We start from the raw sequence: 20159 nt of genomic DNA, 5'->3' as shown, positions 1-20159 counted from the left end.
TGTTAATCAATTAGATAATTAATTTTCTTGTACCTTCTGGTACTTTTCAGAGGCAGAAACCGGTTGCCTTCAGAAGGAATTAGCGCTAATTATTAACTTATTAACAGATTGGGGATTTATTTCAGAGGTATGTGATGCATGATTCGTTAACTATCGCGCTGCTGCAGGCGCGGGAAGCGGCGATGGCCCACTTTCGGCCCATCGTTAAACGCCACAATCTGACCGAGCAGCAGTGGCGTATCGTGCGCATCCTCGCCGAAAATCCGTCGATGGATTTTCACGATCTGGCCTTTCGCGCCTGTATTTTACGTCCGAGCCTGACCGGTATTCTGACCCGCATGGAGCGCGACGGCCTGGTGCTGCGTTTAAAACCGGTTAACGATCAGCGCAAGCTGTACGTTTCGCTGACGCCTGCGGGCCTGAAGCTGTATGAAAGCGCCCAGGCCCAGGTGGAAGAAGCCTATCGCCAGATAGAAGCCCAATTTACCGTCGAAAAAATGCGTCAGCTTACCGCGCTGCTGGAGGAGTTTATCGCCCTGGGGAATGGGGTGGGTGGAGAGGAAGAAGCGTAATTTTCCTTCCGTGAAGCTAGAAATATTCCCCCGGTCGCGCTGTGCTTACCGGGGCTACGGGCCGGTGCCATCCCGTAGCCCGGATAAGGCGCCAGCCGCCATCCGGGGAGTTCCCTGCCGCTCAGAACAGGGTATCGAGCTCTTCCAGCACGTTATACTGCTCGTCCACCAGCAGTAGGGTTTTCCATTTATCAAACGTCAGGCACGGATGCGAGGTGCCGAACACCAGAATATCGCCGACCTGCACGTTGCTGCCTGGCGCGAGGCGCAGCATACAGTGCTGATCCATGATCCCCACGCTCTCGATCCCCGCCGCAGACAGCTGCGCGCCGTTGCGATAGCGAGCGATCGGCTGCGGCAGTCCGGCGTCGAAGGCGCAGTCGCGCTTGCCGAAGTTGACCACCGCGCGATCCGCTTCCGGCACCGACTGGACCATCGCCATCAGCTCCAGCGCCGAGGTTAAATCACCGCCCAGATCGCAGGCGATCGGATCGCGCGCCACCAGCGCTTTCTGCGCGATATCGTAGATCCCCCGATCGTGGGTGATATAGCAGCCGGGGCGGATAACGATCCGGCAGCGCGCCGGTTTCTTCGCCGCCAGCCAGATATTGCACACCACGTCATACCAGACGGTACCGGCGCCGGTCAGCACAAACTCCCCCTCAACCAGATGTTCCATCCGGCAAGCCAAATCGGCGGCCTGGCGCAGCAGAGCCTCCACCTGCGGCTGCGGATCGTCGCCGTGCAACACCCCTTCATACAGCTCTAGTCCGCGCAGCTTAAGGCCCGGAAGGTCCGCGACGGCCTCCGCCATAGCCTGTGCATCCTCAACGCTGCGGCAGCCGCAGCGCCCGCCGGCCACGCCCAGCTCAATCAGCACGTCCAGCGTTTGCCGCCGTTCGCTGAAAAAGGCCGACAGCGCGCGGGCGTTGGCGAGGCTATCGATGCAGCAGATAAACTCCGCCGCCCGGTAATGCGCCTTCAGGCGCGATACCGCCTGCATATTCGCCCTGCCGACCAGCTGATTGACCATCAGAACGCGCTCAACGCCGCTGGCCATCGCCGCGCTGGCCTGCCAGGCGCTGCCCACGCCGATTCCCCATGCGCCCGCCCGCTGCTGGGCCTGAAAAATCCACGGCGTCATCGTTGTTTTACCGTGCGGCGCCAGCGAGACGCCGCGCGCGTCGGCGTAGCGCTGCATCCAGGCGATGTTATTTTCCAGCGCCGTTTTTTTCAGCAGCGCGGCGGGGAGGCAGACTTCCTCCGCCAGCAGATTTGCCGGAGCGGCCATCACGGCGGCTTTGTGCGGAATAAGCGTATCGGAGTGGTATTTCATAACACTATCCTTTTAGGGTTTATGCTCGGAATAAAGCTGGGTATCAATTTTAATTAATTGAAAAATATAAATTTAATATGTGATTTTTATTGTTTGTGAATAAAAGTATCACAATTTGATCTGGTTTTTGCGTAGTTTTCCACTGTTTTTCCGCCTTGTAAATGGTTAACTTGTCGACAGAGTTGAAAGGGAGTCATTGCGATGAAAGTTAACTGGCTTTTCAAAAACGTCACGGTCATTGACGGCAGCGGCGGACCGCAGTTTCGCGGCGACGTGGCGGTGAAGGGCGATCGGATTGTAGATATGGCCCCGGCGCTGAACCTGCCGGCGGAGCAGGTGATTGACGGGCAGGGGCGCGTGCTGGCGCCCGGGTTTATCGATGTGCATACCCATGACGACATCAACGTCATTCGTATGCCAGCCTATTTGCCCAAGCTGAGCCAGGGGGTGACGACGGTGATTGTCGGCAACTGCGGGATCAGCGCGGCGACGGCGACCCTGCGCGACGGCGTGCCTGACCCGATGAACCTGCTGGGCGAGCAGGAACATTTTGTTTACCCCACCGTTGACGCTTACGCCCAGGCGGTGGAGGCGGCGAAGCCGTCATTGAACGTCGGCACGCTGATTGGCCATACCGCGCTGCGCAATAACCATATGGACGATCTGTTCCGTCCGGCGACGGACACCGAGATCGCCGGAATGCGGGTGCAGCTGCGCGACGCGCTGCGCCAGGGGGCGCTGGGTCTGAGCAGCGGGCTGGCCTACGCCAGCGCGTTTCAGTCCACCACCGAAGAGGTGATGGCGCTGGCCGAGGAGCTGGCGGCGGAGGGGGGAATTTATACCACCCACCTGCGTTCGGAGTTCGAGCCGATTCTGGAGGCGCTCGACGAGGCGTTCCGCATTGGCCGCCACGGCAACGTGCCGGTGGTGGTCTCGCACCATAAGTGCGCCGGCGCGAAAAACTGGGGCCGCACCCGCGAGACGCTGGCCTTCTTCGATGAGATGCGTCAGCGCCAGGAGATTGCCTGCGACTGCTATCCCTACTCCGCCAGCTCATCGACGCTGGATATGAAGCAGGTGACCGATGAGTTCGATATCGTCATCACCTGGTCGGAAGCGCAGCCCGAGCAGGCCGGGAAAACCCTGCGGCAGATTGCCGACGGCTGGCAGGTTAGCCTGCACGAGGCGGCGGCGCGGCTGATGCCCGCAGGCGCCATCTACTACAACATGGACGAGCAGGACGTGCGGCGGGTGCTGCGTTACCCGGTGACCATGATCGGCTCCGACGGTCTGCCGAACGACCCGATGCCGCATCCGCGGCTGTGGGGCGCGTTCCCGCGAGTCCTGGGCCACTACTGCCGCGATGAACGGCTGTTTCCGCTGACCATCGCTATCCACAAAATGACCGGGCTGTCGGCGGCGCGTTTCCAGCTGGCGGATCGTGGGTTGGTGAAAGTGGGCTACTTTGCCGATCTGGTGCTGTTCGATCCGCAGACGGTGCGCGATGTCGCCAGCTTCTCCGACCCGAAACAACCGGCGGAGGGGATCGAGGCGGTGATGGTCAACGGCGTGATGAGCTACGGCAGCGACAAAAAGATTATCGGGCGCGCGGGGCGTTTCCTGCGCCGCCAAATGAACTAAGGAGTGCAAAATGAGTATTAAACGTTATGGCGTAGAAGGCGGTACCGGCACCGGCGGGCAGCATCTGCCGTTCGCGCGCGCGGTGGAGGCGGGGGGCTGGCTGTACGTTTCCGGCCAGACGCCGATGAAGGATGGTGAAGTGGTGGAAGGCGGGATTGTCGACCAGGCGCGTCTGGCGATTCAGAACTGCGTGGATATCATGACCGAAGCGGGCTACACCCTGGCCGACGTGGTGCATGTCAAGGTGATCCTCACCGATGCGCGCTATTTCCAGTCTTTCAATAAAGTGTTCCGCGAGTTCTTTGGCGACAACCCGCCCGCCCGTATCTGCTGCGTCGCGGACCTGGTGGTGGATTGTAAAGTCGAAGTAGATGTGACCTGTTATAACGCGACTCGCGTATAAAAATTTATTAACCAGAAATATAAACAGGATTTTTGAGCGCTGAATTCATTCAGCGCTTCGTAGCCTTTTACCTTTTACATACTCAACTGGCAGGATGTGAATAATGAATAGTCATATCTTTTTAGTCGGCTTTATTATTTACGCGCTGGCCATGATTTGGCTTGGCTGGTACGTGTCGCGTAATCAAAAAAGCGGTGAAGATTTTTTACTCGGCGGCCGTTCCTTACCGCTGTTCCTGACGCTGGGCTCCACCGTGGCGACCATGGTGGGGACCGGTTCAAGCATGGGCGCCGTAGGCTTCGGCTACAGCAACGGCTGGGCCGGAATGCTCTACGGCGTGGGCGGAGCCATCGGTATTTTGCTGGTGGCCTGGCTGTTTGCCCCGGTGCGTAAACTGCGCTTTATGACCATGAGCGAAGAGCTCTCTTATTATACGGGCGGCAGCCATTTAATTAAAAATATCGTTGGCATAATGATATTTGTTGCCTCGATTGGCTGGCTGGGGGCGCATATTCTTGGCGGCAGCATGTATTTATCCTGGGCGACGGGGATAAATCTGACGGTGGCCAAAATTATTATTGCCCTGGCCTTTGCGATTTACGTCATCATCGGCGGTTATTCTGCGGTGGTATGGACGGATACCATTCAGGCATTAATTCTCTTTTTCGGCTTTATCCTGATGGCGATTCTGGCGGTGGTTCACGTCGGCGGATGGGATGCCATCGTACAGGCGATGGATCCCAGGGCGATGAGCCTGTTTGCGGTCGATAAGCTGGGCGTCATTCCGGCGCTATCGCTGGCGATGGTCATCGGCGTCGGCGTGCTGGCGACCCCTTCCTATCGTCAGCGTATTTATTCGGGGAAAGATGTCTCTTCAGTGCGCCGCTCGTTTGTCTATACCGGCGTGCTGTATCTGTTTTTCTCGGTGCTGCCGGCGATTATCGGCATGGCGGCATGGACCATGAACCCCCATCTTGAGAACAGCAACTACGCCTTCCTGTTCGCCACCAGCTTCCTGCCGGCGATACTGGGGCTGGTGGTGCTGATTGCCGGGCTTTCCGCCACCATGTCCTCGGCCAGCTCCGATGCGATAGCCGCCGTGGCCATCATGATGCGCGATGTCTACACCCTTGTTACCGGAAAAATGCCGCCGGCGCATAAGGCGATAACGCTCTCCCGCTGGATGCTGGCGTTCGTCATCGGCCTGGCGATGATCTTCGCCCTGACCTCGAACGATATCATCAGCTATATCACCAAAATGATCTCCATGCTGATGTCCGGGCTGTTCGTCTGTTCAATTCTGGGCCGCTTCTGGCTGCGCTTTAACTGGCAGGGCGCGCTCACCGCGCTGCTGAGCGGCATGCTGGTGTCGATTGTGGTTCTGGTTAAGGCAGACTGGCTGGCTTACTGGGGCAATCCGTGCATACCGTCGGTCGTCGGCAGCTTCGTTTCCGCCATTTTTGTCACCGTCATGACGCCAGCCAGCAAAATCAGCCGTCAGCAGGCGCTGGAAATGATTACGCAAGAGCGGGAAGGGCAGGCGATCCCGGCGAAGACGGCGGTGCAGGCCTCGGGAGAAGCACCATGAAGGACTATATTGCCGTCGACTGGGGCTCTACCCAGCTGCGCGGCTGGCTGATTCGCAACGGCCAGTGCGTCGGGACGAAGCAGCTGCCGCTGGGCATCACCCGCCTGAACGGACGATCGCCCGCCGACGTATTCGCGGAGCATGTGGCCCCCTGGCGCGGCGCCGAAATGCTGCCGGTGCTGATGGCCGGGATGATCGGCAGCGATGCGGGCTGGCAAGCGGTGCCGTATGTGGCCTGCCCGGCGGCGATCGACGCGCCGGGGCAGCAGCGATGCGCCGTGGCTGAAGGCGTGTGGATTATTCCCGGGCTCAAGATTGCCCAGGGCGGGGAGTTCAACGTGATGCGCGGCGAAGAGACGCAGCTGCTGGGGGCTATGGAGCTGGCGCCGGCGGAGTGCTACGTGCTGCCGGGCACCCACTGCAAATGGGTACAGGTGACGGACGGCATGGTGCGTCATTTTACCACGGCGATGACCGGCGAACTGCACCATCTGCTGATGACGCAATCGCTTATCGGCAAAGGGCTGCCGGCCCAGCAGGCGGACGAGGCGGCCTTTGAACAGGGGCTGGAAAAAGGGCTGGCGCAGCCGTCGCTGATTAGCGAACTGTTTGTCGCCAGAGCCGCCCGGGTACTCGGGGCGCTGGCGACAACCTCGGTCAGCGACTATCTCTCCGGGCTGCTGATTGGCGCGGAGGTGGCGACCCTCGGGCAGCGTTACCGTACCTCCGGCGTCACGCTGGTTGGCGACCCGGCGCTGAATGCCCGCTACAGCCGGGCGATGAGGGCGCGCGGAATGACGGTTAACAGCTGTAACGGCGATGAGGCGCTGCTGGGCGGCATGGCGAGGATAATGCATGGACAAGATTAAACTGGTAGCGATTTTACGCGGTATTCGCCCCGCTGAGGCGGCGGAGCATATTGAGACGCTGATAAAGGCGGGATTTCGCTATATCGAAATTCCGCTCAATTCACCGGACTGGCAGCAGAGCATTCCGCAGATGGCCGCGCGCTTCGGCGAGCAGGCGGTGATTGGCGCGGGAACGGTGCTTAAGGTGGAGCAGGTCGATTTTCTGGCCGATGCCGGGGCGAAGCTTATCGTGACGCCGAATACTCAGCCGGCGACCATCCGCCGGGCGGTGGCGCGCGGAATGCGGGTCTGCGCAGGATGCGCTACCGCGACCGAGGCGTTTAGCGCGCTGGACGCCGGGGCGCAGTGGCTGAAGATTTTCCCGTCTTCCACCTTCGGCCCGGACTATATTCGGGCGCTGAAAGCGGTGCTGCCGCCGGAGGTGCCGGTGCTGGCGGTCGGCGGCGTGACGCCGGAGAATCTGGCGAGCTGGGTCGAGGCGGGATGCGCCGGCGCCGGTCTGGGAAGCGATCTGTATCGCGCCGGGCAGGCCGTGGAGCGTACCCGTCAGCAGGCGGAGAGGTTTATCGCCGCCGCCCGCAGCGGTTAATCGCCCAGCGGCTGCCTGTCGACGCCGCCGCGATGGCTGTCGAGCGCCAGCTTAATCCGGCGCAGCCTGCCCTTTGCCTGGGTTTTGTTGGCCATCGCCAGTTCGGTGGCCAGCACGTCAACCATCGCCAGCATCGCATAGCGTGAAGTGCTGGGCTTGAAGATATAGTCGTTTTCGCGCACCAGCAGCGGCAGCACCAGATCCGCCTGCTCCGCCAGCGGCGTTCCGGCGGGGGTGATGGCAATGACCTTTGCGCCGTACTGCCTGGCAATCGCCGCGCTTTCAATGATTTCCTGGGTATAGCCGCCTAAGGACAGCACGATAACCACATCCTTTGGCGTGACCGCCGAGCTCATCATGCGCACCAGCAGACCGTCGTTCTGACTGACCACCGGCAGGCCGAGGCGAAACAGACGGTACTGGATCTCCTGAGCGCAGATGGTGGAGCCGCCGCCCATCCCGAGGGCCAGGATCTGCCGCGCGTCGCTCAGCCAGCTCACCGCGCGCTTCAGCGCTTCAATGTCCAGCGCCCGGCGGTTGGTTTCCAGCACGCCGATGATCGACTCGTAGATCCCCTGCACGCCCTCAAGGTCCGGAACATCGAGGATAAATCGCTGCCCGACCGCCAGGGATTGCGCGAGCTTCATCTTCAGCTCGCGGACGTCTTTGCAGCCGAGCGCCCGGGCAAAGCGGGTGACCGAGGCCTGGCTGGTGTGGGTCAGGCGCGCCATCTCCGCGATGGGCAGCTCCGCCGCCGCCGCGACATCATCGAGAATAAACTGCGCGATGCGTTTTTCGGTCGCCGTGAGTTCCACAAAGCGATCGGTAATGCAGGAAATGATATCGATTGACCAGGACATACGGGTATCAACGGGTAAGTTTTGAATGGTACTTTGTACCATATTCTGCCGCTGAAATCAGCGCCGGAGGCTACAGCGCTAAGCGCATGGCGCAGCGCGTTTCCGGCGGCAGGCCGTGTTCCGTTTCCAGCTCCCTTTTCGCCGCCAGCCCTGCCGGTAGCCTTAGCTCGCTTAACATTGAAAACCCCAGGCGCGTGTAAAACGGCGCGTTCCACGGCACGTCGCGGAAGGTGGTGAGCGTGACCGCCGGATACGCCGCCTGGCGGGCTGTCTCTATAACCTGCTCCAGCATCATGCGGCCAACGCCTCGTCCCTGCCACGCCTGATGAACGGCGATCTCCACGATAAACAGCGCATCGTCCAGCGGTTCGCTCAGCAGGAAGCCTATCGGTTGGTCATCGGCCACGGCCAGCAGGCTATGGTCAGTTTCAAGAAACAGCCGGTGGCGCTCGGGGCTTATCACTTCGCTTTCCGCCAGCCAGGCCAGCGCCGGGATCTGGCGAAAAGCCTGGGCCGCCGAGCGCTCAATGGCGGGCAGAAGAGGGATGTCTCTCTCCTCAGTCAGGCGTAACGTCGCGGCGGCGGTTATAGTGTTAGTTTTCATCACCTCAGCATAGCAGCCTCCGGGAGAAATGTATGGAGCTTACCGCCGTTTCCGCCACCCAGTTCAGCGTCGCGCAGCTGACGACGATCCTTTGCGACTGTTTCGAAGATTACCTGGTTCCCGTCACGCTATCGGTAGAGGTTTTTGTCCAGCGTTTTAGCGCTGAAGGGCTGAGCCTGCTGGATTCCTGCGTCTGGCTGGATGGAGATGTCCCCGCGGCGATGGCGGTCGTCGCCCGCCGCGGCGATGAAGCCAGGCTGGCGGCGTTCGCGGTGCGGCCTGCCTATCGCGGAAAGGGCGTTGGCCGCCGGCTGATGTCGCCGCTTATCGACGCGCTGCGCGAGCAGGGCGTACGGCGGATGTGGCTGGAGGTTATCCGCGACAACCACGCCGCGGTGGCGCTGTATCAATCGCTGGGCTTCGAGGTGCGGCACGGGCTGTGCGGCTATCTGAGCGCGCAGGCCGCGAGCGAGGAGTCATCCGTATTGCAGGAGTATGACGTGCTGGCGCTGACGCGCAGGGCCGGCGCCGAGATTAACGGCCAGCTGCCGTGGCTGATGGACCCGCTCACCTTCAGCACCCTGCCGTGCCGGGCGCTGAGCCTACATCAACAGGCTTTCGCCGTGCTGGCGACCTTATCCAGCAGGCCGCAGCTGCAGTTTTTATGGGTCGATCCCGCCGCCCGCGGGCGCGGGCTGGGACGGGAAATGCTGATGGCGCTCGCCAAACGCTTTCCGGGGCTCGGGACCTCGGTGACCATCCCGGAGCGCTTTACGCCGCTGTTTCACGCCGCCGGCTATACGCCCATGGCATTAAAACAGTATGAAATGAGCGCAACGTTGAGCGCCCCGCCGCCAGCAGGGCGTTGAGATTCAGCCGTTACGCGGGTCGCTAATCGGCTGACGAACCAGGAAAATATAGGCCAGCGCGCCGAGGGCGGTCACGCAGCCGCAGATAATCAGCGCCAGCTGGAATGAGTGGGTGGTATCGACGATAAACCCGGTCACCACCGGCGCGAAGGAGGCGCAGATAAAGCTGGCGAAGTTCTGGATGCTGCCGACGGACGCGGTCATTCTCGAGGCCACCGCGACGTGAATCAACCCCCAGCAGGAGGTGCCGGCAAAGTGGATGCAGAACAGCGCCATACCGATTAACAGCACCGCGGCGATAGAGGTAGTGGCCTGCGGCACAATTAACGTAAACGCGGCGGAGCAGAACATCCCGGCAATAATGCAAATTTTACGGCTTTTGATCGGCGCCATGCCGCCTTTAACCAGCCAGTCGGTGACGTAGCCGTTGATAAGCATACCGGCGGCGCCGAACAGGAACGGAATGGCGGCCATAAAACCGGTACTTTTCAGATCGAGGCTATACGCCGTTTGCAGGTAGCCCGGCAGCCAGGCCAGATACAGCCACGCGGTATAGTTGATGCCGCTGAAGCCCAGCATCATTCCCCACATGGTTTTGTTTTTAAACAGGCTGCGCCATTCGGCAAAGCTCAGCGGGTCGCGGCGAACGTTGACGCTTCCGGCGTTAAGGTAGGCCTGCTCGTCGGCGGTGAGAGAGATATCTTCCCGGTTGCGATAGAGCATATACCAGCCGATAGCGACGAAGATCCCCAGCACGCCGATGGTGATAAACATCCCGCGCCAGCCCATCATCAGCATCATGGCGGCAAGGATCGGCGGGCTGATCGCGACGCCAATCGTCGAGGCGGCGTTAAAAAAGCCCATCGGGCGGCCGCGCTCTTTGATATTAAACCAGTCGTTGATCACCTTGACGCCGCAGGGGTTCATCGGCGCTTCGCCGATCCCCATGCCGATACGCACCAGCACGAACTGGGTAAAGCTGTGCACCATCCCCGAGACCGCCTGAAACAGCGACCAGAAAAACATCCCCAGCCCCAGCATGATGCGCGGACCTTTACGGTCCAGCAGCGGCCCGCAGGGGAGCTGGGCGATGCCGTAGGCCAGCGAGAAAACGGACAGCAGCGCCCCGATTTCGGTGGCGCTGAGCCCCAGATCCTCGCGAATCGTTAAGTTCGCGACGGACAATGAACTTCTGTCGAGGTAATTAATCACCGCCGCCAGAAATAACAGGATCATTGCCGTTGTCTGAATTTTTTTAATGCGAGTACTACGCGTTAACGTATTATCTAACGGAACAGTCATCGTCTCCGCCTTTCCTTTATCAAAGGTTGTCTGCGGGTCGATAGTGATATTTCGTGATTCCACGCCTGACTCCTGGTTATTCTATTTGAACGACAAGTGACATCGAATGGTTTAAACCCCACCCACCTATTTCACAGTAAAGTAAGTCGACTTGTTTTCAGCATAAATAACCTTTTTTCTGGCGCTGGTTTATGTTTTGAGATCTGTGCTGCTGATTATCATTTTCTGTTTTTAATCGGTACTTAATAAGCCCGGGATTCGCTCTGCCTGAGCGAGTTAATCATTGATTGCTTCGCCGAGTTCAGGTGGTTACGCAGCGCCAGGTTGGCGTCCAGATCGCTGCGGCAGATAAGCGCGCTCAGGATAGTCATATGTTCATCAATGGCGATGATATTGCGCTGTTTAAGGTCGCTCTCATCCCACTGATAGTGAAAGTGAAAAATTACGGAAATAATCTCAAGTGATTGATTAAAAAATATATTCTCAGCCGCGGACAGGAGCAGAGAATGAAAGTCGCGATCGAGCTGGGAAAACATACGAAAGCTGTCGCCGATGCTGTCACGCAGGGCGCGATGGCGCTCAAGCAGGGTTTTCGCCTGCAGCCAGCGGGCGTCGTTGTCCGGGAGGTTGAGGAAGTGCTGTAGCGCGTGGGTTTCCAGCATTTCCCGCAGTTCGAACAGCTGCTCGGCCCAGGATTGCTCAAACTTCTTCATATTCCACTGGCCGCGCTTTTCGCTTTCAATCAGGTTGTAGCGGCTGAATTTCAACAAAAACTCCCTGACCACGACCGGGCTGACGCCGGCAGCACGCGCCAGCTGTAGCTCGGAAAAAATCTCTCCGGCGCGCAGCTGGCGCTGGTTAATCATGGTGTAAAACGCCTGCTCGAAGAGACGGTTCTGTTCGGCCAGCGAGGCGCTGGAGCCATCGAAGCCGTCCTGCATCTCCGGCTGGCGAAGGATCTGGTAGTCCTGACCGCTCTGGCGCAGCACGCCGCGCTCGCACAGGTGGCTGAGGATATGGCGCACGGTGGTGCGGCTGATGTTGTACATCTCCGCCAGCGCGCTTTGTGAGGGCAGCGGCGACGGAAGAAAACCGCGCGCCATATCGTTTATGACCTGGTTAATGACGTTGTGACGAAGGTTTTGCGAGCGGCTCATTATGCATCTCCATTTTTTTAGCTATTAAAACCGGATTTAAAACAGTTTTGTGCGCGAGATTTCACAATTTTTGCAATGAATTTATTCTCACCTCTGTTTTTCATCGATATCTAAACCAACAAATACGGAGGAAATTATTATGACGTCGATGAATACATTAGTGTGTCAGGAACCCAAAATATTGCGCTGGGAAAAACGCCAGATTCCCATTCCCGGCGATGATGAAGTGCTTATTAAAATAAAAACGGTGGGGATTTGTGGTACGGATATTCATGCCTGGGGAGGGAATCAACCTTTTTTTAGCTATCCGCGCGTACTCGGTCATGAAATATGCGGTGAGATTATCGGTCTGGGTAAAAATATTCTTAATCTGAAAAGCGGACAGCAGGTTGCCGTCATACCCTACGTCGCCTGCGGTCAGTGTCCGGCCTGCCTGAGCGGCCGGACAAACTGCTGCGAGAAAATTTCCGTGATCGGCGTACATCGGGACGGCGGGTTTAGCGAGTACCTCTGCGTGCCGGTAAAAAATCTGCTGGTGGTGGATGACGTCGAGCCGGAAGCCGCGGCGCTGATTGAGCCTTTTGCTATCAGCGCCCACGCGGTGCGTCGCGCCGCTATCCAGCCGGGAGAGCAGGTGCTGGTGGTCGGCGCGGGCCCCATTGGTCTCGGGGCGGCGGCGATCGCCAAAGCCGACGGGGCGCAGGTGGTGGTGGCGGATACCAGCCCGGCGCGGCGCGACCACGTGGCGCAGCACCTTGGTCTGGCCACGCTCGACCCTTCCGACCCGCAGTTCACCGAAAAGCTGTGTGCCGCGTTTGGTGGTTCGCTGGCGCAGAAGGTGATCGACGCCACGGGGAATCAGCAGGCGATGAACAATACGGTGAATTTAATCCGCCACGGCGGCAGCATCATCTTTGTTGGCCTGTTTAAAGGTGAGCTGCAGATCCCGGACCCGGAGTTTCATAAGAAAGAGACGACCATGATGGGCAGCCGTAATGCGACGGAAGAAGATTTTGCCAAAGTCGGGCGGCTGATGGCCGAGGGGAAAGTGACCGCCGGGATGATGCTGACTCACCGCTACGATTTCAGGTCGCTGGCCGAGATTTACGAAAACGACGTGATTAACAATCGCCAGCTTATCAAAGGCGTCATTCATTTTTAGCAGGAAAGGCTATGAAATCGTTAAACAGAAAAGATTTTCCCGGGCCGCGGTACCCGACGCGCGTGATTCAGTTCGGCGAAGGCAACTTCCTGCGGGCGTTTATCGACTGGCAGCTGGACCTGCTGAATGAGCAAACCGATCTGGCGGCAGGCGTGACCATCATTCGCCCGATTAACACCGAGTTTCCGCCGTCGCTTAATATCCAGGACGGACTCTACACCACGGCGATCCGCGGGCTGGACGAACGCGGCGAGGCGGTGAGCGAGGCGCGGATTATTCGATCGGTGAATAACGAGATCAACCCGTGGCAGGATTTTGCCGGCTATCTGGCGCTGGCTCGTAATCCGGCGATCGCGTTCGTATTTTCAAATACCACCGAAGCGGGCATCAGCTATCACGCCGGAGACCGGCCTGACGATAAGCCGCCGGTCAGCTTTCCGGCGAAGCTGACCCAGCTGCTGTTCGAACGGTTCCGCCATTTCAACGGCGCAGCGGATAAGGGATGGACGATGATTCCGTGTGAGCTGATCGACTACAACGGCGAAGCGCTGAAGGCGCTGGTGCTGCGCTATGCCGAAGAGTGGCAATTGCCCGCGGCTTTTCGCGACTGGGTTGAGACCGCCAATACGTTTTGTTCAACGCTGGTTGATCGCATCGTCACCGGCTACCCGCGCGAGGAAGCGGAAAAGCTCGAAGCGGAGCTGGGCTACCATGATGCTTTCCTGGATACCGCCGAATACTTCTGGCTGTTCGTTATCCAGGGGCCGCAGGCGCTGGCGAAGACGCTGCGGCTCGAACGTTACCCGCTCAATATCCGTCTCGTAGAGGATATCCGGCCCTATAAAGAGCGCAAAGTCGCCATTCTTAACGGCGCGCACACCGCGCTGGTGCCGGTGGCGTGGCTGTGCGGCGTCGATACCGTTGGCGAAGCGATGCAGGACGAAGCCATTCGCCATTATGTGCAGCAAACTATCGACGAGGAGATTATTCCGGCGCTGGATTTACCGGCCGATGAGCTGAGGCAGTTTGCCGATGCCGTGACCGGGCGCTTTCTTAATCCCTGGATTCGCCATCAGCTGCTCTCTATCGCCCTGAACGGCATGACCAAATTTCGCACCCGGATCCTGCCGCAGCTGCTGACGCATATCCGCCAGCACGGCGCAATCCCGCCGCGGCTAACGTTCGCCCTGGCGGCGCTCATCGCCTTCTATCGCGGGCAGCGCGACGGGCAGGCGTATCCGCTGCAGGATGATGACGTCTGGCTAAGCCGTTTTGCCGCAGGATGGGCGCAGGTGGCGCAAGGCCGCCCGCTGCATGAACTGGTCACCGAAGTCCTGCAGGATACCGGGCACTGGGGTGAAGATCTGACGGCAATACCGGGGCTTGCCGAACAGGTCACGCGGTATCTGGAAGTCATTTTGAGCGCGGGGATGCGGGAGGCCCTGTCGCGGCTGTAATCGGTTTGTTGTGCGGCGCCCGCGGATTTGGGCGTCGTTTTTTTTGTGCTCTGAACCGCAAATAATGAATTAAGCGCCAATGGTTGGTGGATTTCCCGCATCATAAGAGCCTATCCCATTAGGGCTATTTTGCTTGCCATTTTGAACCTGGGCAGTGCTCAGACAAAACTCACAGAGTTTTGAACGCCCTTCAGGGCGGCCCGAAGGGGGAGCGTAGCGAATTATCCTCACGTACTACGTGTACGCTCCGGTTCTTCCGCGCTGGCCGTGTTCAAACTGCCTGCGCCAATAACGCCTACTGGAAGAGGCTCTAAGTACCTATGATTGCATTGATGGGGGATGCGATGCGTAAAACGGAACTGTTGGCTTTTCTGCAAAATCAGACCGATTTTTTTGATCCGGATAACCTGAGCGAGGTCTTCACTGCCGGCTACCTGGCCCGGCGTTTTGCGATGCAAAGAAACACCGCCAGCCACTATCTGAATCAGCTGGTGGCCCAGGATGTGCTGGTGAAGATTAATACCCGTCCGGTCTATTTCCTGCATAAGGCCGCCTTCTGCCAGCAGTTTTTCCCCCTTTCCCGCAGCGAGTACGCCAGCATGGCGGAGCTGCTCGCGGAGAGCGATCGGCAGCCGGAACAGGCGGATCATTTTTCATTGCTTACCGGCCATGACGGTAGCCTGCGCAAGCCTATCGAACAGATGAAAACCGCGCTGTTTTATCCCAACGGCGGGCTGCCGCTGCTGATCGTCGGCGACAGCGGAACCGGCAAAAGCTATATGGCGGAGCTGATGCATGAGTTTGCTATCGCCCAGGGACTGCTGGCGCCCGATGCGCCCTTTGTCAGCTTCAACTGCGCCCAGTACGCCAGCAACCCGGAGCTGCTGGCCGCCAACCTGTTTGGCTACGTCAAAGGCGCGTTTACCGGCGCGCAGGGCGATAAGGCCGGGGCGTTTGAGGCGGCAAACGGCGGCGTGCTGTTTCTCGATGAGGTCCACCGCCTCGATGCGCAGGGCCAGGAGAAGCTCTTCACCTGGCTGGACCGCAAAGAGATCTATCGGGTGGGAGAGACGGCGCAGGGGATGCCTATTTCGCTGCGGCTGGTGTTTGCCACCACCGAAGATATTCACAGCACGTTTCTGACCACCTTTATTCGTCGTATTCCGATCCTCATTAGCCTGCCTGATTTACAAAACCGCAGCCGCGGCGAGAAAGAAGCGTTAACGCTGCAGTTTTTCTGGCAGGAGGCCCGCACGCTGTCCGCCCGGCTGCAGCTGACGCCCCGGCTTTTACAGGTGCTGACGCACTACGTTTATCGCGGCAACGTCGGTGAGCTGAAGAATGTCGTCAAGTACGCCGTCGCGTCGGCGTGGGCCAGGTCTCCGGGCAGCGAGAGGCTAAACGTCACGCTGCACGATCTGCCGGAAAATATCATGGCCGCGACGCCGGCGCTTAGCGAACCGATGGGCCAGCAGGAGCCGCTGCTTATTGAACCGCAGACCAGCCTGGTCTGGCTGCTGCGCGCGCGCGACCCGGTTCAGGGGCTGATCTATGATGCTCAGTGCCGCGTTCTCGCGCTGTATGAGGCGGTGCTGAGTAAAAAAACGGTCTGGGAAGAGGCGCAAAAAAGCATGGGCGAGGAGATGGAAACCCTCTTCGATCGGCTGATTTTCGATAATCATGATGCCAACAGCTCGCATCTGCTGCTGCTGATAACCCATCAGGTGCGGGAGGAGTTTTATCGCCTTGAAAAGCGCTTCAATATTCAGTTTAACGGCAACTGTATCTACGCCCTGAGCCACTACCTGATTCATCGTTCTCGCCAGGCGCAGTCGACGATGAGCAATGAGAAAAGCCGCCAGCTGGAGGATTTCCTGGCGCAGAAATACCCGCTGCTGTATCGCTTTTGTGAAGAGATCCTCGCCGCGCTGGCGCTGAAACTGGATATTGAACCCCGACGCATTGACCTGCTGCTGCTGGTGCTGTGGTTACAGAAAAACGGCGCTATCAGTCAGCAGCAGGTGACCCGGGCGGTTATCCTCGCCCACGGTTACGCCACCGCCAGCAGCATCGCCAACGTGGCGAATCGGTTGCTGAAAAGCCAGCTGTTTGAGTCATTCGATATGCCGCTCGACGTGACGCCGGAGGCTATCGCCGATCAGGTGATGGCCTGGATTGAGAGCCACGCGCTGGCCTCCGGGCTGATCATCCTGGTCGATATGGGATCGCTGAACGCCATTCACAGCCACTTCAACCGCCGGCTGTCCACGCCGATGGCGATTATTAATAACGTCTCGACCGGGATGGCGATGTACGTCGGGGAGCGGGTTTTGCAGGGCGATATGCTGGAAGATATCGTCCGGGAGATAGGCGATGACCTCGCGGTTGAGCATCAGCTCTATTACCCGCAAACGGACAAACCGCGGGCGATTCTTACAACCTGCGCCACCGGTCTGGGGGCGGCGGCGAATCTGTCGGCGCTGTTAAAAGCCAGCATTCCTGAGACGCTCGGCATTGATATTGTGGCATGCGATGTGGAAACCCTCGCCGATCCCGCGCGGCGGGCGCCGATGCTCAGCCGCTATGAGGTGCTGGCGATCGTCGGCACCCTCGATCCGCATCTCGCCGATCTGCCGTGGATCTCGCTGGATTCGCTGATTTCCGGCGAAGGAAGCCGCCCGCTGATGCGTATCTTCGGCGAACTGGCCTCCGCTGAGCAGGTCAGCGAGATCAATAACCTGATCCTGAAAAATTTCTCGCTGCGCCGGGTGATCGAGTCGGTGACGATCCTCGATACCGGTAAAGTGATCAATCAGGTCGAGCAGTTTTTACTGCGCTATGAGCATCTGGCCGGCTGCGATGTGCCTAACGATCGCAAGGTGGCGCTGTACGTGCATATCAGCTGTCTGATAGAGCGCCTGATCCGTAACGCTTCGCCATCCCATTATTCCGGCAAACAGTGTCCGGAGAGCGAGCTGGTTATTCTGCGCGAGGCCTTTAGTGTCATTGAGAACGGATATAGTGTCAAAATCCCCGCCGTTGAGCTGTATTACATTCACGATATCCTGACGCGAGAAACGGAATTTATTCAGGAAGATCAAGAGTTTTAAGACTCTTCATCGGTTCGTCCTTGCGCTAACCGGCACGCCACTGTTTCTGGCACGCCGGTTGCAATTAAGAAAGCAGTGGAATGCGCTTTCGAGGTAAGGATGAAACGACACTATATTTTTGCCAGCCATGGCACCTTTGCTAACGGTTTGCTGAACTCCGTGGAGCTGATCCTCGGTAAGCAGCCGGATATTCATACTCTCTGCGCCTATGTCGAAGAGGAGGCCGATCTGACGCAGCAGGTGGAGACGCTGCTGGCGCGTTTCCCCACCCAGGATGAGCTGATTGTCATTACGGATATTTTCGCCGGTAGCGTCAATAATGAGTTTGTGCGTTTTTTATCGCGCCCTAATTTTCATTTATTGTCCGGTTTAAACCTGCCGCTGATTATTGATTTACTTATTTCCGCAGGCGAAGAAAATACCGAGAAATTAATTTCTGAAGCATTAACAAGCGCCAAAGAGAGCATTCAGTACTGCAATCAGACGATTGCCAGTGCGATGACTATTGATAAAGACTTCTGAAATGAGGGAACACCATGATTACGCTATTAAGGGTTGACCATCGATTACTTCACGGCCAGGTGGCCTTTTCCTGGACCCAGTATGTCGGCGCCGATTGTATTTTAATCGCCAACGATAATGTCCCTGAAGATGAGTTGCGGAAAACCACAATTAAGCTCGCTAAACCGCCTTCGGTAAAACTGGTGATTAAAAATATTAACGACGCTATCGAATCGATAAAAAGCGGCGTGACGGATAAATATCATCTTTTTATCGTCGTGGAATCGGTCAATGACGCCTGGCGTATTGCCAACGCCGTCGAGGGGATAAAAAGTATTAATCTCGGCGGAATAAAAGCCAAAGCGGGCAGTAAAAATATTTCTAAGGCGATTAATTTACTGCCGGAAGAAATTGAACAACTGCAGCAGCTGGTCGGGAAAGGCGTCGAAGTTGAGATCCGCCAGGTCCCTAACGATCGCAAACAGCTTTTTGCGCAATGCGTTTAACTCCGCGGAGGACAGATTATGGTAGAGGCTCTCTTACTGGGTCTGGTGGCGTTTATCGCGCAATCGGAATATGCCCTGGGGACGTCGCTGATTTCGCGGCCTATCGTCACCGGGCTGCTGACCGGGCTGGTGCTGGGGGATGTACAGACCGGCGTCATCATGGGCGCGACGCTCGAGCTGGCGTTTATCGGCTCTTTCTCCGTCGGCGCATCGATCCCGCCTGATGTGGTAACCGGCGGTATTCTCGGCGTGGCGTTCGCTATTACCTCCGGCGCAGGAACGGAAACGGCGCTGCTGCTTGGCCTGCCCATCGCCACCCTGACGCTGATCCTGAAAAACGTCTATCTGGGGATGTTTATCCCGATGCTCAGCCAGAAGGCTGACGGCTACGCGGAGCGGGCGGATACGGGCGGCATTGAGCGCATGCATCTGATTGCCGGCTTCGGGCTGTCGCTGATGCTCGCCACGGTGGTGACCATCTCATTCCTGGTCGGCAGCAATGCGGTGAAATCCCTGCTCGATACCATCCCGGAATTTATCAAACACGGGCTCAGCGTCGCTACCGGCATTATTCCGGCACTCGGCTTCGCAATGCTCGCCAGGCTGCTGATTAATAAGAAAGTCGCGCCGTACTTTTTCCTCGGCTTTGTGCTGATGGCCTACCTGAAAATCCCGGTGACCGGCATCGCTATTCTCGGCGCTATCGTGGCGGTGGTGATGGTTAACGTCACCGCGCTGAGCTCACCTCGTACGACGACAGAACAAGGAGTCAGCGATGACGACGAAGATGATTTCTGAAGAGACTCTGCAACCGCAGGCGCAGGAAGAGGCCCGTATCACGCCGCGCGATCTACGCCGGGTATTCTGGCGCTCCTTCCAGATGGAGTTCTCGTGGAACTATGAGCGGCAGATGAATCTCGCCTTTGTTTACGCGCTGATTCCGGTGCTGAAAAAGCTCTATCCGCGCAAAGAGGAGCTGGCCGGGGCGTTGAAACGGCATCTGGTGTTCTTCAATACCACGCCGCATATCGTCACCCTGCTGCTGGGGATCACCACGGCGATGGAGGAGAAGAATAGCCAGCAGAAGAACATGGACGCCAACGCGATTGATAACGTCAAAGCGTCGCTGATGGGGCCGCTGGCCGGGCTGGGGGACTCCTTTTTCTGGGGCACGCTGCGCCTGATCGCTACCGGCATCGGCACCAGCCTGGCGCTAAAGGGCAACATTCTCGGTCCCATTCTGTTTCTGCTGGTGTTCAACGTGCCGCACATCCTGGTGCGCTGGTTCTTTACCCGCTGGGGCTATGTGCTGGGCACCGGGGTTCTGCAGCGGATCCAGAAGAGCGGAATGATGGAGAGCCTGACCTACGGCGCGTCGATTATCGGCCTGATGGTGGTCGGGGCGATGACCGCCTCAATGATTGATATCACCATCCCCCTCTCATTCGGCGCCGGAGAGGCGAAAACCCAGGTGCAGGACATTATCAACGACATCCTGCCCTGCATGCTGCCGCTGGTGAGTTTTGGCATCGTTTACTGGCTGCTGGGGCGCAAGGTTAAACCGCTTTCTATTATCGGCGGAATGGCGCTGGTGGGCATTCTGGGGTCGTGGATAGGTTTATTTTAACGGGAG

Annotated in this window: 19 protein-coding genes and 1 pseudogene; 14 read left to right on the top strand and 6 right to left on the bottom strand. The window is 58.3% G+C overall.

Annotated elements, in window-relative coordinates:
- The first annotated feature begins 134 nt into the window (after positions 1 to 134).
- Complete coding sequence (hpaR, locus tag ABLU88_RS21970) at positions 135 to 572, top strand: homoprotocatechuate degradation operon regulator HpaR (RefSeq protein ID WP_014227790.1); 438 nt, start codon at positions 135 to 137, stop codon at positions 570 to 572.
- Positions 573 to 693: 121 nt separating this feature from the next.
- On the opposite strand, the gene ABLU88_RS21965 is transcribed toward hpaR, so the two are convergent.
- Both ABLU88_RS21965 and ABLU88_RS21960 read right to left on the bottom strand, forming a co-directional pair.
- Positions 694 to 1908: an amino acid deaminase gene (locus ABLU88_RS21965; RefSeq protein WP_088168162.1), complete on the bottom strand. Its 1215-nt coding sequence runs from the start codon at positions 1906 to 1908 to the stop codon at positions 694 to 696.
- A 97-nt stretch (positions 1909 to 2005) separates the two neighbouring features.
- Positions 2006 to 2132, bottom strand: a pseudogene (locus ABLU88_RS21960) (hypothetical protein); the annotation flags it as partial.
- Here ABLU88_RS21960 and ABLU88_RS21955 point away from each other — a divergent pair.
- The 5 genes from ABLU88_RS21955 (at position 2110) to ABLU88_RS21935 (ending at position 6998) form a co-directional block, all read left to right on the top strand.
- Positions 2110 to 3549 (top strand): D-aminoacylase, encoded by a 1440-nt coding sequence (locus tag ABLU88_RS21955; RefSeq protein ID WP_049082892.1) that lies wholly within the window; start codon positions 2110 to 2112, stop codon positions 3547 to 3549. The pseudogene ABLU88_RS21960 and the gene ABLU88_RS21955 sit on opposite strands and share 23 nt — an antisense overlap.
- Positions 3550 to 3559: 10 nt before the next feature.
- Positions 3560 to 3952, top strand: a complete 393-nt coding sequence (locus tag ABLU88_RS21950) for a RidA family protein (RefSeq protein ID WP_038424036.1) — start codon at positions 3560 to 3562, stop codon at positions 3950 to 3952.
- A 103-nt stretch (positions 3953 to 4055) separates the two neighbouring features.
- Positions 4056 to 5540: a sodium:solute symporter family protein gene (locus ABLU88_RS21945; RefSeq protein WP_025106892.1), complete on the top strand. Its 1485-nt coding sequence runs from the start codon at positions 4056 to 4058 to the stop codon at positions 5538 to 5540.
- On the top strand, positions 5537 to 6409 hold the full coding sequence (locus tag ABLU88_RS21940; protein WP_348837956.1) for a 2-dehydro-3-deoxygalactonokinase: 873 nt from the start codon (positions 5537 to 5539) through the stop codon (positions 6407 to 6409). The genes ABLU88_RS21945 and ABLU88_RS21940 overlap by 4 nt, the downstream gene beginning before the upstream one ends.
- A complete protein-coding gene (locus ABLU88_RS21935) occupies positions 6396 to 6998 on the top strand; it encodes a 2-dehydro-3-deoxy-6-phosphogalactonate aldolase (protein WP_032747798.1) in 603 nt (200 codons plus the stop codon). The genes ABLU88_RS21940 and ABLU88_RS21935 overlap by 14 nt, the downstream gene beginning before the upstream one ends.
- On the opposite strand, the gene ABLU88_RS21930 is transcribed toward ABLU88_RS21935, so the two are convergent.
- Positions 6995 to 7858, bottom strand: coding sequence for a MurR/RpiR family transcriptional regulator (locus ABLU88_RS21930; RefSeq protein ID WP_014227796.1), 864 nt, complete (start codon positions 7856 to 7858; stop codon positions 6995 to 6997). The genes ABLU88_RS21935 and ABLU88_RS21930 overlap by 4 nt on opposite strands.
- A 70-nt stretch (positions 7859 to 7928) precedes the next feature.
- The gene (locus ABLU88_RS21925) at positions 7929 to 8462 is read right to left on the bottom strand and encodes a GNAT family N-acetyltransferase (RefSeq protein WP_029946908.1); all 534 of its coding nucleotides are present in this window, start codon (positions 8460 to 8462) and stop codon (positions 7929 to 7931) included.
- Positions 8463 to 8494: 32 nt separating this feature from the next.
- Here ABLU88_RS21925 and ABLU88_RS21920 point away from each other — a divergent pair, with 32 nt between their 5' ends.
- Positions 8495 to 9331: a GNAT family N-acetyltransferase gene (locus ABLU88_RS21920; RefSeq protein WP_163461986.1), complete on the top strand. Its 837-nt coding sequence runs from the start codon at positions 8495 to 8497 to the stop codon at positions 9329 to 9331.
- A gap of 3 nt (positions 9332 to 9334) precedes the next feature.
- Here ABLU88_RS21920 and ABLU88_RS21915 read toward each other — a convergent pair whose 3' ends face one another.
- Entirely contained in the window at positions 9335 to 10696 is a 1362-nt protein-coding gene (locus ABLU88_RS21915; protein ID WP_014227799.1) for an MFS transporter, read from the bottom strand.
- Positions 10697 to 10875: 179 nt separating this feature from the next.
- The gene (locus ABLU88_RS21910) at positions 10876 to 11790 is read right to left on the bottom strand and encodes a GntR family transcriptional regulator (protein WP_265801750.1); all 915 of its coding nucleotides are present in this window, start codon (positions 11788 to 11790) and stop codon (positions 10876 to 10878) included.
- 139 nt (positions 11791 to 11929) lie between these two features.
- Between ABLU88_RS21910 and ABLU88_RS21905 the strand changes: the two genes are divergently transcribed.
- The 7 genes from ABLU88_RS21905 (at position 11930) to ABLU88_RS21875 (ending at position 20153) form a co-directional block, all read left to right on the top strand.
- On the top strand, positions 11930 to 12952 hold the full coding sequence (locus tag ABLU88_RS21905) for a zinc-binding alcohol dehydrogenase family protein (protein WP_032692995.1): 1023 nt from the start codon (positions 11930 to 11932) through the stop codon (positions 12950 to 12952).
- Between the two features lie 11 nt (positions 12953 to 12963).
- The gene (locus ABLU88_RS21900; protein ID WP_064378330.1) at positions 12964 to 14409 is read left to right on the top strand and encodes a tagaturonate reductase; all 1446 of its coding nucleotides are present in this window, start codon (positions 12964 to 12966) and stop codon (positions 14407 to 14409) included.
- 344 nt (positions 14410 to 14753) lie between these two features.
- Positions 14754 to 17519, top strand: coding sequence for a sigma 54-interacting transcriptional regulator (locus ABLU88_RS21895; RefSeq protein ID WP_348837951.1), 2766 nt, complete (start codon positions 14754 to 14756; stop codon positions 17517 to 17519).
- 99 nt (positions 17520 to 17618) lie between these two features.
- Positions 17619 to 18041: a PTS sugar transporter subunit IIA gene (locus ABLU88_RS21890; protein ID WP_004098345.1), complete on the top strand. Its 423-nt coding sequence runs from the start codon at positions 17619 to 17621 to the stop codon at positions 18039 to 18041.
- Positions 18042 to 18055: 14 nt separating this feature from the next.
- Entirely contained in the window at positions 18056 to 18526 is a 471-nt protein-coding gene (locus ABLU88_RS21885) for a PTS sugar transporter subunit IIB (protein ID WP_348837948.1), read from the top strand.
- Between the two features lie 18 nt (positions 18527 to 18544).
- A complete protein-coding gene (locus tag ABLU88_RS21880) occupies positions 18545 to 19324 on the top strand; it encodes a PTS mannose/fructose/sorbose/N-acetylgalactosamine transporter subunit IIC (protein ID WP_025106880.1) in 780 nt (259 codons plus the stop codon).
- Complete coding sequence (locus tag ABLU88_RS21875; protein WP_014227807.1) at positions 19302 to 20153, top strand: PTS system mannose/fructose/sorbose family transporter subunit IID; 852 nt, start codon at positions 19302 to 19304, stop codon at positions 20151 to 20153. Before ABLU88_RS21880 ends, ABLU88_RS21875 begins: the two co-directional genes overlap by 23 nt.
- The last annotated feature ends 6 nt before the right edge of the window (positions 20154 to 20159 follow it).

The organism is Klebsiella sp. GW_Kp182, from assembly GCF_040062275.1.
Classification (GTDB): domain Bacteria; phylum Pseudomonadota; class Gammaproteobacteria; order Enterobacterales; family Enterobacteriaceae; genus Klebsiella; species Klebsiella michiganensis.
The sequence above is the reverse complement of the archived record's forward strand: the minus strand, read 5'-3'. Positions and strand labels throughout refer to the sequence as shown.